The following is a 15,515-nucleotide window of genomic DNA, read 5'->3' as shown; positions in this document are numbered from 1 at the left end:
TGGAAAATAATCTGGCCGCCTTTCGCGCATGCCGGCCATCGTACATGCGGGCCTTGCGGAACAAGGAACGGGACGGCTGGAGCGGCCCCGATCCAACTTATAATCGCGGGTTTTGATGACGCGTATTTTGTCCATTTTAATGCCTAGCCGTTCCGCCGCCGCCAACCCGCCGCCTTCGGGCGCCCTGCCGGCCGCCTCCCGCGCGCGCGGCTGCCCCGCATGCTGAAGCGATTCGGCAACCCGGACGTCGCGAAGGCCGTCGCGAATCTCGTCTGGCTGGGGCTCGAACGGCTCACGCAGATCGGCGTCGCGATCGCGATCAGCGGTCTTCTGGCCCGTTATTTCGGGCCGGACGTGTTCGGCAAATGGCAGTATGCGAATACGCTTCTCCTCGTACTGGCGCCGCTCACCTGGGTGTGCGGCGCCGAAATCCTGGTTCCGACCATCGTCCAGCGCCCGCCCGCGCAACTCGGCGCGGTGCTCGGCAGCGCCTTCGTGCTGCGCATCGGCGTGTCCGCCGTCGCGCTCGTCGCGACCTGGATCGCGATCGGCGCCGGCGCGTTCGATCCGCTCGTCGGCGCGATGCTCGCGGGCCTCGCGGTCACGATGGTGTTCCGCGAGCCGTTCGTCGGCGTGATCAACGCGTGGCTGCAGAGCATGACCTACAGCAAGCCGCAGCTCGTGACCAGCATGGTCACGGCGCTGGCGAAGGCGCTGCTCGTCTGGCTGCTGGTCCGCGCGGCCGCCGGCCCCGCCCGCTTCGCGTGGCTGTGGGCGCTGGAGGCCGCCGTGATCGGCTTCGCGCTGCTGCTCTACTTCCGCCATCGTAACGGCGGCGCGCTCGGCTGGACGTTCGACAAACCGCTGTTCAGGCACTTTGCCACCGCCGGCACCGTGTTCTGGCTCGGCCTGATCTGCATGTACCTGTTCCTGAAGCTCGACCGCCTGATGCTCGAGCGTCACGTGTCGTTCGCCGACCTCGGCCGCTACTCGGCGGCCCAGCAGCTCAACGAGAACTGGATCACGCTCGCGCTGATGCTCGCGCAGACCATCGCGCCCGCGTTCGTGTACCGCGTACAGGACGTCGCGCGGCTGCGCCGCAACATCGTCCGGCTGATCGTGATGACCGCCGGCCTGATGACGGCCGGCGCGCTGGTGCTGGACGCGGCCGCGCCGCTCATCGTCGGCAAGGTGTTCGGGCACGGCTACGAAGCGTCGGTCGACATCTTCCGCTGGGCGGTCTGGCTGTCCGTGCCGGCCGGCATCGAGGCGATAGGCAATCTTATCGTTCTCAAATATCAAGCAAAATTCGTGTTGCTGGCGAAATGGGTGCTCGCGCTCGCGATTGCCGCGCTCGTCAACGTGTTCGCCATCCCCCTGCTCGGCCTGTACGGCGCGCTCGTCGGGCTGGCGGCCGGCTATGTGGCCGCCGCCGCCGTTAATTTTTATTACATTCATTTCAAGCTGCGCCCATGACGTCTCCCGATTGCCCGCCCCCGCTCGACGACGTGGCCGTGCTGATGCCGGCCTACAACGGCCACGACGACGTCGTGCGCACCCTCGCGTCGTTTCGCGAGGACGCGCCGGTGCACGTGCTGATCGTCGATGACGGCAGCACGCCGCCGATCGTGGCGCCCGACCTGCCCGGCCTTGCGGTCGAGGTGCTGCGCATGCCGCGCAACGGCGGCATCGAGCGCGCGCTCGAGGCCGGCATCGACGCGCTCGCGGCGCGCGGCTTCCGCTTTGCGGCCCGCATCGACGCCGGCGACCTCGCCGCGCCGCGGCGCCTCGCGAAGCAGCGCGCGTATCTCGATGCGCACCCGCGCGTGGCCTGCGTCGGCATGTGGACCCAGGTCGTGTCGCGTGCCGGCGAGCCGCGCTTCATGCTGACCCCGCCCGCCGACCCGCGCACGCTGCGCCGCACGCGCTTCCTGCGCTCGCCGCTCGTGCATCCGTCGGTCATGCTGCGCATCGACGCCGTGCGCGAAGTCGGCAATTACCGCGCGAAGTATCGCGCGGCCGAGGATCTCGATCTTTTTTTACGGTTAATGCAACGCTACGATTGCGCGAACCTGCCCGAGCTCGGCCTCTACTACGAGCTCAACGAGGGCGGGATCAGCGCGACCAAGCGCCGCCGCCAGCTGATCTCGACGCTATCGCTGCTGCTGCGGCACTTCAACGTGCTGAACCCGTACGACTGGGCCGGCCTCGCCAAGAACCTGCTGCATTTCGTGACGCCGTACCGTACGCTGCAGCGGATCAAGCAGACGCTGTTCGCGGCGCGGCCGTCCGCGTAGTCCGCCTCCGGCATTTTCGACGCTTTATTTTTTTCTTTTTTTCATGTCCGCTACCTCCTCGCTGCGCATCGCGCTCGTCTGCAACACGGCCTGGGCGATCTACACGTACCGCCACGGGCTGATCCGTGCGCTCGTCGCGCGCGGCGCCGAGGTCATCGTGATCGCGCCGCACGACCGCACGGTGCCGTTGCTCGAGCAGATGGGTTGCCGCTACGTCGCGCTCGCCGTCGCGTCGAAAGGCACGAGCCCGCGCGAGGATCTCGGCACGCTTGCCGCGCTGGTGCGCCATTACCGCGCGCTCGAGCCCGATCTCGTGTTCCATTACACGATCAAGCCGAACATCTACGGGTCGATCGCCGCGTGGCTCGCGCGCGTGCCGTCGATCGCGGTCACCACCGGCCTCGGCTACGTGTTCATCCAGAAAAGCCGTGCGGCGAGCGTCGCGAAGCGCCTGTACCGGTTCGCGTTCCGCTTTCCGCGTGAAGTCTGGTTCCTGAACCGCGACGATCTCGCGACCTTCACCGACGAGCAGCTGCTCGCGCACCCCGAACGCGCGCGGTTGCTGCACGGCGAAGGCGTCGATCTCGACCAGTTCGCGCCGGTGCCGCTGCCCGCCGGCCGTGGCCCCGTGTTCATCCTGATCGGCCGGCTGCTGTGGGACAAGGGCGTGCGCGAATACGTCGAGGCCGCGCGCGTCGTGCGGGATCGCTACCCGGACGCGCGCTTCCAGCTGCTCGGGCCGCTCGGCGTCGACAATCCGAGCGCGATCGGCCGCGCGGACGTCGACGCGTGGGTCGGCGAAGGTGTCGTCGAGTATCTCGGCGAGGCGCACGACGTGCGCCCGCACATCGCGGCGGCCGACTGCGTCGTGCTGCCGTCGTACCGCGAGGGCGTGCCGCGCACGCTGATGGAAGCGTCCGCGATGAGCCGTCCGATCGTCGCGACCGACGTGCCGGGTTGCCGCGACATCGTCGCCGACGGCGAAACCGGCTTCCTGTGCCGCGTGCGCGACAGTGCGAGCCTCGCGGAGCAGCTGATCCGCATGATCGAACTCGGGACCGCCGGACGCGACGCGATGGGCGCGCGCGGCCGCCGCAAGGTGAGCGCGGAATTCGACGAGCAGCAGGTCGTCGAACGCTACCGGCAGACCATTCATACATTGACCGGCATCACACTCTGAAGGAGCGCATCAGCATGACCGCTAAAGGCACCATCCTCGTTACCGGCGGTGCGGGCTATATCGGCTCGCACACGGCCGTCGAGCTGCTCGACAACGGCTACGATGTCGTGATCGTCGACAACCTCGTCAACAGCAAGGCCGAGTCCGTCCGGCGCATCGAGCGGATCACCGGCAGGACGCCCGCGTTCCACCAGGTCGACGTGTGCGACGAAGCCGCGCTCGCGAAGGTGTTCGACGCGCATCCGATCACGGGCACGATCCATTTCGCGGCGCTCAAGGCGGTCGGCGAATCGGTCGCGAAGCCGCTCGAGTACTACCAGAACAACCTCGGCGGACTGCTCTCGGTGCTCAAGATCATGCGCGAGCGCAACGTGCGGCAGTTCGTGTTCAGCTCGTCTGCCACCGTGTACGGCGTGCCGGAGCGCTCGCCGATCGACGAATCGTTCCCGTTGTCGGCCACCAACCCGTACGGCCAGTCGAAGCTGATCGCCGAGCAGGTCCTGCGCGATCTCGAGGTATCGGACCCGTCGTGGCGCATCGCGACGCTGCGCTACTTCAACCCGGTCGGCGCGCATGCGAGCGGGCTGATCGGCGAGGATCCGGCCGGCATCCCGAACAACCTGATGCCGTACGTCGCGCAGGTCGCGGTCGGCAAGCTCGAGAAGCTGCGCGTGTTCGGCTCCGACTACCCGACGCCGGACGGCACCGGCGTGCGCGACTACATCCACGTCGTCGATCTCGCGAAGGGGCACATCGCCGCGCTCGACGCGCTCGCGAAGCGCGATGCGAGCTTCGTCGTGAACCTCGGCACGGGCCAGGGCTACAGCGTGCTGGAAGTCGTGCGCGCGTTCGAGAAGGCGTCGGGCCGCCCGGTGCCATACGAACTCGTCGCGCGCCGCCCGGGCGACATCGCCGAGTGCTATGCGAATCCGCAGGCCGCGGCCGACCTCATCGGCTGGCGCGCGACGCTCGGAATCGACGAGATGTGCGCCGACCACTGGAAATGGCAGGAGGGGAACCCCCGCGGTTTTGTATAATCCGCTGTCCATTTTTCGAGCGATCCCATGCTCAGCTTCGCGTCCGGCTTCATCGTCTCCCTGCTCGTCACGTTGTTCATCGTGCGCTATGCGCATCTGCACGAGAAATTTTCGGTCGACAGCGACCTGGCCGGCGTGCAGAAATTCCACGTGCGGCCGGTGCCGCGCGTCGGGGGCATCGGGATCCTCGCCGGGGTCGTCATCGCCGCGCTGCTCGTGTCGCGGCGCTATCCGACGATCGCCGGCAGCATTCTCGGGATCGTCGCGTGCGGGATGCCGGCGTTCCTGTCGGGCCTCGTCGAGGACCTGACCAAGCGCGTGTCGCCGCGCGCGCGGCTGCTGTGCACGATGGGCGCGGCCGCGCTGGCGTTCTGGCTGCTGGGCATCGCGGTCAAGCGGATCAGCGTGCCGCCGCTCGACTTCCTGCTCGGCTACGTGGCCATCTCGGCGTTCATCACGGTGCTCGCGGTCGCGGCGCTGGCCAACGCGATCAACATCATCGACGGCTTCAACGGGCTCGCGTCGATGGTCAGCTTCATGATGTTCGCGTCGCTTGCGTATGTTGCGTTCCACGTCAACGACCCGGTCGTGATGTCCGCGTCGATCATCATGATGGGCGCCGTGCTCGGCTTCTTCCTGTGGAATTTCCCCGCGGGGCTGATCTTCCTCGGCGACGGCGGCGCGTATTTCATCGGCTTCATGCTCGCCGAACTCGCGATCATGCTCGTGATGCGCAATCGCGAAGTGTCGGCGTGGTATCCGGTGCTGCTGTTCATGTATCCGATCTTCGAGACGTGTTTCTCGATCTACCGGAAGAAGTTCATCCGCGGGATGTCGCCGGGGATTCCGGACGGCGTGCATCTTCATATGCTCGTGTACAAGCGGCTGATGCGCTGGGCCGTCGGGACGAAGCATGCGCACGACCTCACGCGGCGGAATTCGCTGACGTCGCCTTATCTTTGGCTGCTGTGCCTCGTTGCGGTGATTCCGGCGACGCTGTTCTGGCGGCACACGGTGCACCTGTTCGTGTTCGTCGTGCTGTTCGCGCTGACGTATGTGTGGCTTTATCTCAGCATCGTCAGGTTCAAGGCGCCGCGGTGGATGGTGGTGAGGAAGGAGAGGCGCGGGCAGTGAGTCCGGCACCCAAAACGAAAAAAGCGCCTCGCAGGGCGCTTTTTTCATGCTCGGGGCCAACGTGGGCGGCGTCCGCGAGCGCTCATTCGTTCGATACGGCTCGCGCCATCGGCACGCTCTGCAGCACCGGGGCGACGGTCGTCTGATATTCCGGCACCCAGCGCCGCAGATCCCGCCGCACCTCGTCGTCGCTCAGCACGCGGTGCTGCATCAGCCACGGCAACAGCTCGTCGAGCAGATGGTCCGGCACTTCCCGGGCCCGCGCGATCCGCAGCTTCGGATGCGGCGTGCGCGTGGTCGTCTCGTCGTCCGCGAGCAGTTCCTCGTAGAGTTTCTCGCCCGGACGCAGCCCCGTGAATTCGATCCGGATCTGCCCTTCCGAGAAGCCGTAGAGACGGATCAGATCGCGCGCGAGATCCACGATCTTGACCGGCTCGCCCATGTCGAGAATGAAGATCTCGCCGCCGCGCCCCATGCTCGACGCCTGCAGCACGAGTTGCGACGCTTCCGGAATCGTCATGAAGAAGCGCGTGATCTCGGGATGCGTGACCGTCACCGGGCCGCCCTTCGCGATCTGCTGCTGGAACTTCGGGATCACGCTGCCGGCACTGCCGAGCACGTTGCCGAAACGCACCGTCTCGAACTGCGTGCCTTCGCTCGTCTGCTGCAACGCCTGGCACGCCATCTCGGCGAGCCGCTTGCTCGCGCCCATCACATTGGTCGGATTGACGGCCTTGTCGGTCGAAATCAGCACGAAATGGCGCACGTTGTGGCGGATCGCCGAGCGGGCGACGCGATAGGTGCCCAGCACGTTGTTGCGCAGCGCCTGCCACGCGTTGTGCTCCTCCATCAACGGCACGTGCTTGTACGCGGCCGCGTGGAAGACGATATGCGGCGCATAGCGCGACATCACCTGGTCGAGCAGCAGCGAATCCTTCGCATCGCCGATGATCGGCACGATGGGCTGGTCGGGGAAGCGCTCGCGCAGTTCCTCGGCGAGCCGGTACATCGCATATTCGGAGAGATCGAACGCAACCAGTTGCGCCGGCTTGAAGCGGAGGATCTGCCGGCACAGCTCGGAACCGATCGAACCGCCCGCGCCGGTTACCATCACGACGCGGCCGCGCAGCAACGCCTCGACGTGCGGCGTGTCGATCGTCACGGCATCGCGTCCGAGCAAGTCCTCGAGGTCGATGTTCCGTACCTGGGACAGGAACCCCTGCCCCGGCATCAGCGCGGTCAGCGATGGCAGCACCATCGCCTTCACGCCGGCGCGCACGCACAATGTCGCAACGCGGCGCTGTGTTTCAACGGATGCCGACGGAATCGCGATGATCGCGTATTCGACCTTCATCGCATCGGTCCAGTGCTTCAGGTCGTTGAACGAGCCCAGCACCTTGTAGCCGTAGATCTCGCGCCCCTGCTTGGTCGGATCGTCGTCGAGGAGGCCCACCAGACGCCATTCCCCCGAACGCGACAGTTCGCGCGCGAGGCTCGCGCCGGCCGTGCCGGCGCCGAGCACGAGCACCGGCTTGCCCTGCCCGACGAGCCCGCCGTACAGGTAGAACTCCTTCGTTGCGCGGTACAGCGCGCGAGCGCCGCCCATCGCGAGGAACAGCATCAGCGGCGACACGAGCAACACCGAGCGCGGGATGATCGGCGACGGCTGGAACATCACGGCGCCGATCATCACGATCACGCCGCCGCCAATCACCGCCTTCGAAATCCGAACCAGGTCCGGAAGGCTCGCGAACACCCACAGGCCGCGATACAGGCCGAACACGTGGAACATCAGCGCGTAGACGGGCAGCACCCAGACGAGCGCCGTCAGCGCGCCGCCCATGAAATCGGACGGAACGCTGCCGTTGAATCGGACGAGATAGGCGAATAACCACGCGGCGGTGACCGCCGTCAGGTCAAACAGGAAAGCGCTCAGCGAAAGCCATGATGCTTTGGATCGCAACATCGGCGGGAAACCTCAAGAGTTATTTTCGGCGGCCGACTGAAACCGGCGCCAGCGCATGTCGATGACCAGTCCGATACATGCCAGGACGCCGTACCACGCGAAGAACGACAGCCACTGCTGCAGTTCCGGGCGGCCCTTTGCCCACACGGCGACGATTATGCCTGCGAGCATGATGAGGTACCAATAAAGAGCGGTCCGGCGGTGACCTACGCCCGCTCGGACCATCCTTTGATAATAATGCTCCCGGTGCGCTTGCCAGAACTTTTCGCCGCGTAACAGTCGTCTCAAAAGTGTTACAGATGCGTCGACAATAAAGGGCGCGAACACCAGCGCCGGAAACCAGATCGGCCAGACCCCGGCCCGCCAGCCCCAATAGCCGAGCGCACCGGCCAGGAATCCGAGCGGAATCGAGCCCGCATCGCCGAGAAACAGCCGGGCCGGGTGGAAATTCAGCAGCAGAAAGCCGAGCGCGGCGCCGGCGACGGCCGAGCCGGCCACGGCCAGATCCGATGACGGCATCGGGCCGATCAGCGCCGCGACCGCATACGCGCCGAAGCCGAACAGCGCCATGCCGCCCGCGAGGCCGTCGGCGCCGTCCATGAAGTTGTACAGGTTCGTCAGCCAGACCATCGCGAAGCCGATGCCGACCAGCAGCCACCACGGTGCGTCGGCCGGGAACACGGCGATCAGCGCGACGACCGCCGCGAGGTGCGCCGAGAACCGCACGCGGGCGGGCAGCCCGCGCCGGTCGTCGATCTGGGACATCGCGGCGAGTCCGGCGGCGGCGATGGCGATCAGCCACAAGTGCGGCGCCAGCGCGAACAGCGCAACGACGCAGACCGGTACGATGCCCCATCCGCCGACACGCGGCGTCGGCAGCGTATGGAGCGAACGGTCGTTCGGAATGTCGGTGGCAAGGCGCCACGCAAGGCCGGTCGCGAGCAGCACGCGCAGGATGGCCGTGGACGCGATGGCGGCGGCCAGCGCCACCGCGGCCGCTTCGGGCCACGTGGATATCGGGAGAAACATGGCGATTATTGTTGTGTGTCGCGCGAACGATACCATGCGGCCGTCGCTTCGAGGCCTTGTCTTGTCGTATAAGGCGGATGCCAGTCGAGCACGCGCGCGATCCGACCCGTATCGAGCTGCAGGCTGCCGGTCAGGCGGTCGATCGCCGCGCGGCGGCCGGTCAGCGCGCCGAGCGCTCGCAGCACGGCGGAAGGGACAGCGATCAGGCGCGCCGGCTTGCCAAGCGCGTCGCCGACCAGGCGCAACAGGCCCGTGACCGACGGCGCGTCGTCGTCGGCGACGTGGAAGCATTCTCCGGCCGCACGCGGATCGATTGCGCATTGCAGCAGTGCGTCGGCCAGGTTGTCGACGTAGACGATGCTGCGGCGTGCCGGGATGGAACCGAGCGGCAGCGGCATCCCGCGCGCAACTGCGTCCATCATGCGCAGGAAGTTGGCGCGGACGGTCGGACCGTAGACGAGTGGCGGGCGCACGACCACGACGTCGAGCCCGTTCGCCGCACCGAACTGTGCCAGCTGCCGCTCCGCGCGCAGCTTCGAGCGGCCGTAGGCGTCCTGCGGGTCGGGACTCACCGCTTCCGACAGCGGTACCCCGCCATCGCTCTCGCCAACCGCCTTGATGCTGCTCGCGTAAACGATGCGGCGCACGCCATGCTGGCGCGCGGCTTTAGCGAGACGCAAGGTACCAGCGACGTTGGTCGCGTCGAATGCGGCGTCGGGATCCGGCGACTCGTCGCGCATCACGTGCACGCGGGCGGCAAGATGGATCACGCCATCCGCGGCGAGATCGGTCGGCCACGCTTCATCGAGGCTATCGAAATCGGCGGCGTCATGCACCCATTCGCGCACGCCGTCGACGCAGCCGCCCGGGCGCCTCACCAGGGCGGTCACGGTATGTCCGGCCTCCAGCGCGCGGCGGCATACCGCGCGGCCGACGAAGCCGTTTGCACCGGTCACGACGAGATGACTCACCACAGCCTCCAGCCGAAACGGTTGTAGAACTTGAACGCGGATGCCGCGAACATGCGGATGTGCGCGAAGCCCTTGCGGGACGCGCCACCGCCGTGATGGATCACGCGGACCGACGGCACATACGCGACGCGCGCGACATCGTGCGTGCGCAGGCTGAGATCGTAGTCCTCGAAGTAGAGGAAATAGCGCGGGTCGAAACCGCCCAGTTTCTTCAGCACTTCCGTGCGGAACAGCATGAAGCAGCCGCTGACGATGGGTGGATCCCAGACGATGTCGTGATCGTTGATCACGTCGCGCATTTCGTAGTGGGAGAGGCGTCCGGCGAACCATTGCCGGATGCGAGCCGGCAGGAAGCCCCGTACGAGCAGGTCGAACAGCGCAGGGTAACGCCGGCATAGATACTGGATACAGCCGCCATCATCGCCAATCTGCGGCGTCAACAACCCGGCGTCGCGATGTGCATCGAGGAAATCGAGCCCCTTCTCGAGCGCATCGGGCACCATGTCGATATCGGGATTGAGGACGAGGTGATAGTCGCTCTCCGCCATGCTGATCGAGAGATTGTGGCCTTGTGCATATCCGACATTGCCGTGGCCAGTCAGTACCCTGCAATCGATCCCAACGTTCGAGAACGCCTCTCCCGCCGATGCCAATTTCGTCGCGTCGCCGCCGTTGTCTGCAAGACAGACGCTCACGGCCAATCCGGGGCGCGACGCCCGCAACCTCTCGACTGCTGCGATCAGGCTCAAAAACGTCTGCGTGAGCATGCCCTCGTCGGAGTAATAAGTCACGACGGAAACCGACAATGCATTGTCCCCCGTCGTGGGCGGGGGTGAAAAAGACTTACCGAGAGGAGATGCCACGTTCTGACAGGATCGATGAAGGGACGAAACGCAGTCAAGTGTGCCACAGTCATCCGCTCGCGCAACCGGGCTTGCCACATTTCACATTCATGGTCTCGCCGGACCGGTCACCGACGTGCCATCGATCAACGCGTTCCGCGAGGTCGCGAAAGCACGCAGGCTAGACATCACAGCGGAATACCGCGACATCCGTATGCGAACCGAACTGGTCCCGCCTTTCAAGTGCCTTCCAGACATCATTCGGATTACGAATGTCGACGACGTATACGAGACAGGCGATCAGCGTCGCTCCGCTAACGTCAGGAAACCGAGTTCGCAGACGGTGGCGACGGCCAGATCTCACGATGCACCGCGTTGCCATGCAGGCACTTTCAGATATTTGCCTCATGAAGCGGCAAACCCGAGCGGTTCCATCGCATGCTGCGAGCCCCCAGGGGAGCCCTTGATTAATCTGCACAGCAGAGAGCTTCGTGAAGACGAGGGAGTTCGATTACGTGGTTTCATGCCGAGACCGGATTCGAAAACAGTGGTGCAGAATCCGGCCGTGACGTTCGGACATTACAACAAGAAACATTCCTATTTCGGGTCCAACGCATACTCACCATGCCAGTTTCGACGCACCATGGGTGCATCAATCGTAGTGTGAGGCCGTATGGACTACGATGCCGACCCCAGTCACCGAAAATCTTCGCCGTCTCAAACGCGCTTCTCGGAAGCAGCACTAGCACCGCGATCGCCAGAATTTCGAGAAGTAATCGGAACCGAACAGCGAGTGCACCGGGAATCCCACCGTCGTCGCGCTCGGATTCTCCCGCTGCCGCATCACCCGTGTCATCAGGCCTTACCATCCACGCTGTCCTCATCCGCGCGACGGCGGGTCACGCACCTGGGACGCGAAGCGATATGGAGCCTTTGCCCCCCAGTTTTCCTCACGACGATCTGATCGCTACGTCTCTATAATTAGGACATCGTCAATTCATCACAAGGTGAGTATGAACTCTGCTGTACCTCACGCGATCACGTCGGACGCGGAGTCCGCCCCCTCCTCGATTGAACCCTTCCTCGCCCCTCAGCTCGCCTCCCTGTTCTGGCGAGCAGACCGAGTAGATGCACATAGCGCCTGGTGTGGACATATCCCGTTTGCACACTGGCTGGTAGGCGTCACACGGCCGCGGATCGTCGTCGAGCTCGGCACGCACACCGGTGTGTCCTATGCTGCGCTTTGCACGTCGGTAGAGCGACACACGGTACCGGCACGATGCTATGCGGTAGACACATGGGCGGGAGACGAGCACGCAGGCAAATACGGCGAAGAGATTTTTGCCGACCTCTCCCAATATCACCGAGCACGCTTCTCTTCCTTCTCGACGCTGATTCGCTCGACATTCGACGAGGCAGTCGAGCATTTCGACGATGGCAGTGTCGACTTGTTGCACATCGATGGACTGCACTCGTACGATGCAGTGAGTCACGACTTCGATACTTGGAAACGCAAATTAAGCGATAGAGCGGTCGTCCTGTTTCACGACACGAATGAGCGCCACCACGATTTCGGGGTGTGGAAGCTCTGGGCGGAACTTCGAACTGAATTCCCTGCATTTGAATTCATTCACGGGCATGGCCTTGGCGTCCTTCTTGTCGGCAAAAATCCGCCAGCCGATCTACTCAAGATCGCAAATTTGCCCGAGCAACAGGCAGCAACAATTCGACACCGATTCTCGCTGCTGGGAGAACGCTGGGAGGCGGAGCAGCAATTGCTGGCGAACGCCGAGCATTTTCAGTCGTTGCATCAGACCTTTCAGGCACAGTTGAACGACAGGCAGGCAACGCATAATTCGGAACTCGCAGCAGGCCACGAGAACACCATCACGCAGCTGTCGACGCAATTATTCGATGCGGAAGCAAAAGCCCGTTCAGCAGAACGAGACTTGCAACGATTACGGTCTCAAGTCGAAGCGGAGTCTGACGCTCAAGCTCATTCGATAGCCGGTCTAAAGGAGCACATCTCGGCACTTGAAGCGGCACTCGGATTTTCCGAGAAGGAGCGCGATGCGGAGCGAACAACGAGAGCCGTGATCGAGCACAGCACGTTCTGGCGCGCCACGCAGCCGGTACGCGAATTTTTTGCGCGTCATCCACGCGTCAGGCGAACATTCAGGGGGAGCGCGCGGCTGGTGGTGTCCACCCTCCGTGGCAATCTGCCGCGAATGCTCGCCACTCGGCGGGCCAAGCTGCGTGAGGCCGCGATCATCGAAAACTCGGAGTTGTTCGATGCGAACTGGTACATCACTCAGTATGACGATGTTCGTCATTCCGGCCTGTCCGCCGCAGTTCATTATGCGATCGTGGGAGGCTCCGACCATCGCAATCCGAGCAATCGATTCGACGCAAGGTGGTACGTTGCACAATATCCTGAAGTCACAACCGCCCAAATGAACCCGCTGGTTCATTACGAACTGCAAGGTAAAAGAGAAGGACTCCAAATCCAGCCGGCTACGACTCCGCAGCTCATGCCTGCCGTCGCCAAGGCCACCGAGACCGCAACTCGGCAGCGACCTGTACCGAGCGTCGTGTTTGCGGACGAACTAATCGCCGACCATTTCAACAACACGCGCCCGTTGCGCGTCTATCCCGTTCCAGGCGAGCCGCGCCGCATCACCATGGTTACCGACAGCATCAGCCCCGGCAGTCTGTTCGGCGGTGTGGGCACTGCGATCGTCTTCGCTACGTCGCTTGCCAAGCGACTCGGCGTCAAGCTTCGCCTCGTCACCCGCACGGAAGTCGCGGATCCGACTGCGTTCGGCACCATCTTGAAACTCAACGATATAGATTGGGATGACAATATCGAGTTCATCTTTTCCCCGCCGAAAGACGGGTACGCCGTTCCGATCGGCAATGACGAGATCTTTGTCACCACGTCGTGGTGGACCACTCGCTCGGTTCGTCAAGTTTGCGCGCCATCGCAGATCGTCTATCTCCTGCAGGAAGATGAACGCATGTTCTATCCGTTTGGCGACGAGCGTCTACGTTGCACGGAAACCATCAGCGACCCCGATATTACTGTCGTGGTCAACAGCGAAATATTGTTCAATCACCTCACTTCCGGTCCGGATGCCCTGGCGAATGTAGCCGCCAACGGCACCTGGTTCGAACCGTCATTCCCGTTTCTGCCTGACGTCGTGAATCGACGCCAGCCTTTGCCTGGCGAAAAGAGACGCTTCTTCTTCTATGCCCGTCCCAACAATCTGCGAAACCTGTATTGGCGCGGGCTTGAAGTTATCGTCACGAGCCTGAAGGACGGCACGCTCGACCCACGGGAATGGGAGTTTCACTTCGTTGGCAAAGACATGCCGGACGCGGTCCTTCCGCACAACATCCGCCCGTACTTCCATCAGAACCTTCCTTGGCAGAATTACGTTGAACTGATTTCGAGCATGGATATCGGTCTATCGCTCATGGATACCCCTCACCCTAGTTATCCGCCGTTCGATCTCGCCGCAACCGGAGCAATCGTGGTGACCAATCAACACGGCTGCAAGACCGGTCTTGAGAAATACTCCAGGAATATTATTTGCACAAAGACGGATATTGAATCCCTGCAAGACGGCATCAAAATAGCATTGAATCTTTCGCGGGAAATGGAGCAGAGATCTGCCAACGCCAGCCAAAATTCCATCTCAAAAAATTGGTCACAATCTTTCGACAAGGCGTTTTCTTCGATCGCCAGCAAAACGAACTAGGAATATAGATGTTTGAATCCATCTCAACCGAGCAAATCGAATATAGCGACCCATGGTCGCTATCTTTTGAGAGGCGCTTGGCGATGCTGCGCGCCGGGGAAACTCGCATTGCGTATTTTTATGACAACCCCGACAACAGCACTTTTCGATACCGTGCATTCAACATGGTCGAGGCCATCAATGACGTAAATGCGCATGAAGTATCAGCGTCGTGGTTTCATGTCGGCGATCTTCCCCAGATGGAATCCGTGATCGGCGCCTGCGACGTTCTGATATTTTGCCGAAGCAAATATACCCCTGCACACGCGCATCTTGTGAGTATGGCGCATCGCCGCGGCATTCGCATCGGCTTCGACATCGACGATCTGGTATTCAATACGCAATACACACACTTGGTTCTGGATACGCTGGATCAGGATACGAGCAATGAAGCCGCACTAAACGATTTCTTTGCCTTTATGGCTCGGCACGGCACCCTGTTGAAATTGTGTGATTTTGCGATCACCACCAATCAATTTCTGGCCAAAAAGATCGAAGAGTTCGCGCCTCATTTAACGGCAAAAATTGTTCCAAATTTCTTAAATCGCAAACAACAAGAAATATCCGAGTCATTCTTTCATCAAAAGAAAGCAACAGGATTCCGGACCACCGCACCTTTTCATATCGGATATTTCAGCGGCACTCCCACCCACCGCCGGGATTTCGCCGTGGTGTCGCAAACACTCGCGAGACTGCTCGATCGTTACAGCGAACTACGATTAACCATTGTCGGCTTTCTCGAGCCAGGTCCGTATTTGGAGCCTCACGTAGATCGAATTGATCGCCATCCGCTACAGGATTTCTTGAACCTGCAACGCCTGATTGCATCGACGGAGATCAATATTGCGCCGCTGATTGACAATACGTTCACGAATTGCAAATCCGAATTGAAGTATTTTGAGGCAGCCATTACAGGAACATTGACCATAGCCACTCCGACATATACCTTCGACAAGGCAATCCGGGATGATCAGACTGGTTACCTTTCAAAATCTCATGAATGGGAAGAAAAGCTGGAGATTGCAATCGCACGACTTAGAAACCCGGATAGCTATGCGGACATAGCGCTCAGGGCCTTCAACGAATGCAAATCGTTTTATGGATGGGATCGACAGGCCGACAAGATACGTGTTGCCACGCTGGGCACTTGAAGGAAAAGCGGCTGCAATTCCTGCCCCGCAGCGTATCGAAAAAGACGGCCGGGCACCGTGATCGTGGTCCTATCGGTCACCGAACAGGCAACGCGGATGGGACCGTCA

At 62.5% G+C, this 15,515-nt stretch carries 11 protein-coding genes; 7 read left to right on the top strand and 4 right to left on the bottom strand.

What is annotated here, in order from left to right:
* Positions 1–219: 219 nt before the first annotated feature.
* The 5 genes from U4Y91_RS12690 to U4Y91_RS12670 are packed head-to-tail and all read left to right on the top strand — an operon-like array spanning position 220 to position 5,648.
* Positions 220–1,476, top strand: coding sequence for an oligosaccharide flippase family protein (locus tag U4Y91_RS12690; protein ID WP_321805336.1), 1,257 nt, complete (start codon positions 220–222; stop codon positions 1,474–1,476).
* Entirely contained in the window at positions 1,473–2,297 is an 825-nt protein-coding gene (locus tag U4Y91_RS12685) for a glycosyltransferase (RefSeq protein ID WP_044846274.1), read from the top strand. The genes U4Y91_RS12690 and U4Y91_RS12685 overlap by 4 nt, the downstream gene beginning before the upstream one ends.
* A 43-nt stretch (positions 2,298–2,340) precedes the next feature.
* Positions 2,341–3,477 carry a glycosyltransferase family 4 protein gene (locus U4Y91_RS12680; protein WP_321805335.1) on the top strand — a complete coding sequence of 379 codons (1,137 nt, stop codon included), beginning with the start codon at positions 2,341–2,343 and terminating at the stop codon, positions 3,475–3,477.
* A 14-nt stretch (positions 3,478–3,491) separates the two neighbouring features.
* Positions 3,492–4,514 carry a UDP-glucose 4-epimerase GalE gene (gene galE / locus U4Y91_RS12675; protein ID WP_044846276.1) on the top strand — a complete coding sequence of 341 codons (1,023 nt, stop codon included), beginning with the start codon at positions 3,492–3,494 and terminating at the stop codon, positions 4,512–4,514.
* A gap of 27 nt (positions 4,515–4,541) precedes the next feature.
* Complete coding sequence (locus U4Y91_RS12670; RefSeq protein ID WP_321805334.1) at positions 4,542–5,648, top strand: glycosyltransferase; 1,107 nt, start codon at positions 4,542–4,544, stop codon at positions 5,646–5,648.
* Positions 5,649–5,730: 82 nt separating this feature from the next.
* Here U4Y91_RS12670 and U4Y91_RS12665 read toward each other — a convergent pair whose 3' ends face one another.
* Genes U4Y91_RS12665 through U4Y91_RS12650 form a run of 4 tightly spaced genes read right to left on the bottom strand, consistent with a single transcriptional unit; the run spans position 5,731 to position 10,420 of the window.
* Entirely contained in the window at positions 5,731–7,614 is a 1,884-nt protein-coding gene (locus U4Y91_RS12665; RefSeq protein ID WP_321805333.1) for a nucleoside-diphosphate sugar epimerase/dehydratase, read from the bottom strand.
* A gap of 12 nt (positions 7,615–7,626) precedes the next feature.
* The gene (locus U4Y91_RS12660; protein ID WP_321805332.1) at positions 7,627–8,643 is read right to left on the bottom strand and encodes a glycosyltransferase family 4 protein; all 1,017 of its coding nucleotides are present in this window, start codon (positions 8,641–8,643) and stop codon (positions 7,627–7,629) included.
* 5 nt (positions 8,644–8,648) lie between these two features.
* Positions 8,649–9,614, bottom strand: coding sequence for an SDR family oxidoreductase (locus U4Y91_RS12655; protein WP_321805331.1), 966 nt, complete (start codon positions 9,612–9,614; stop codon positions 8,649–8,651).
* A complete protein-coding gene (locus tag U4Y91_RS12650; protein ID WP_321805330.1) occupies positions 9,611–10,420 on the bottom strand; it encodes a glycosyltransferase family 2 protein in 810 nt (269 codons plus the stop codon). The genes U4Y91_RS12655 and U4Y91_RS12650 overlap by 4 nt, the downstream gene beginning before the upstream one ends.
* A gap of 1,049 nt (positions 10,421–11,469) precedes the next feature.
* On the opposite strand from U4Y91_RS12650, the gene U4Y91_RS12645 reads away from it, so the two are divergent.
* Positions 11,470–14,217, top strand: a complete 2,748-nt coding sequence (locus tag U4Y91_RS12645; RefSeq protein ID WP_321805329.1) for a class I SAM-dependent methyltransferase — start codon at positions 11,470–11,472, stop codon at positions 14,215–14,217.
* 8 nt (positions 14,218–14,225) lie between these two features.
* Positions 14,226–15,407, top strand: a complete 1,182-nt coding sequence (locus U4Y91_RS12640) for a glycosyltransferase (protein WP_321805328.1) — start codon at positions 14,226–14,228, stop codon at positions 15,405–15,407.
* Positions 15,408–15,515: the final 108 nt, after the last annotated feature.

The sequence above is a fragment of the Burkholderia sp. BCC1993 genome, from assembly GCF_905339865.1.
Taxonomy (GTDB): domain Bacteria; phylum Pseudomonadota; class Gammaproteobacteria; order Burkholderiales; family Burkholderiaceae; genus Burkholderia.
The sequence above is the reverse complement of the archived record's forward strand: the minus strand, read 5'-3'. Positions and strand labels throughout refer to the sequence as shown.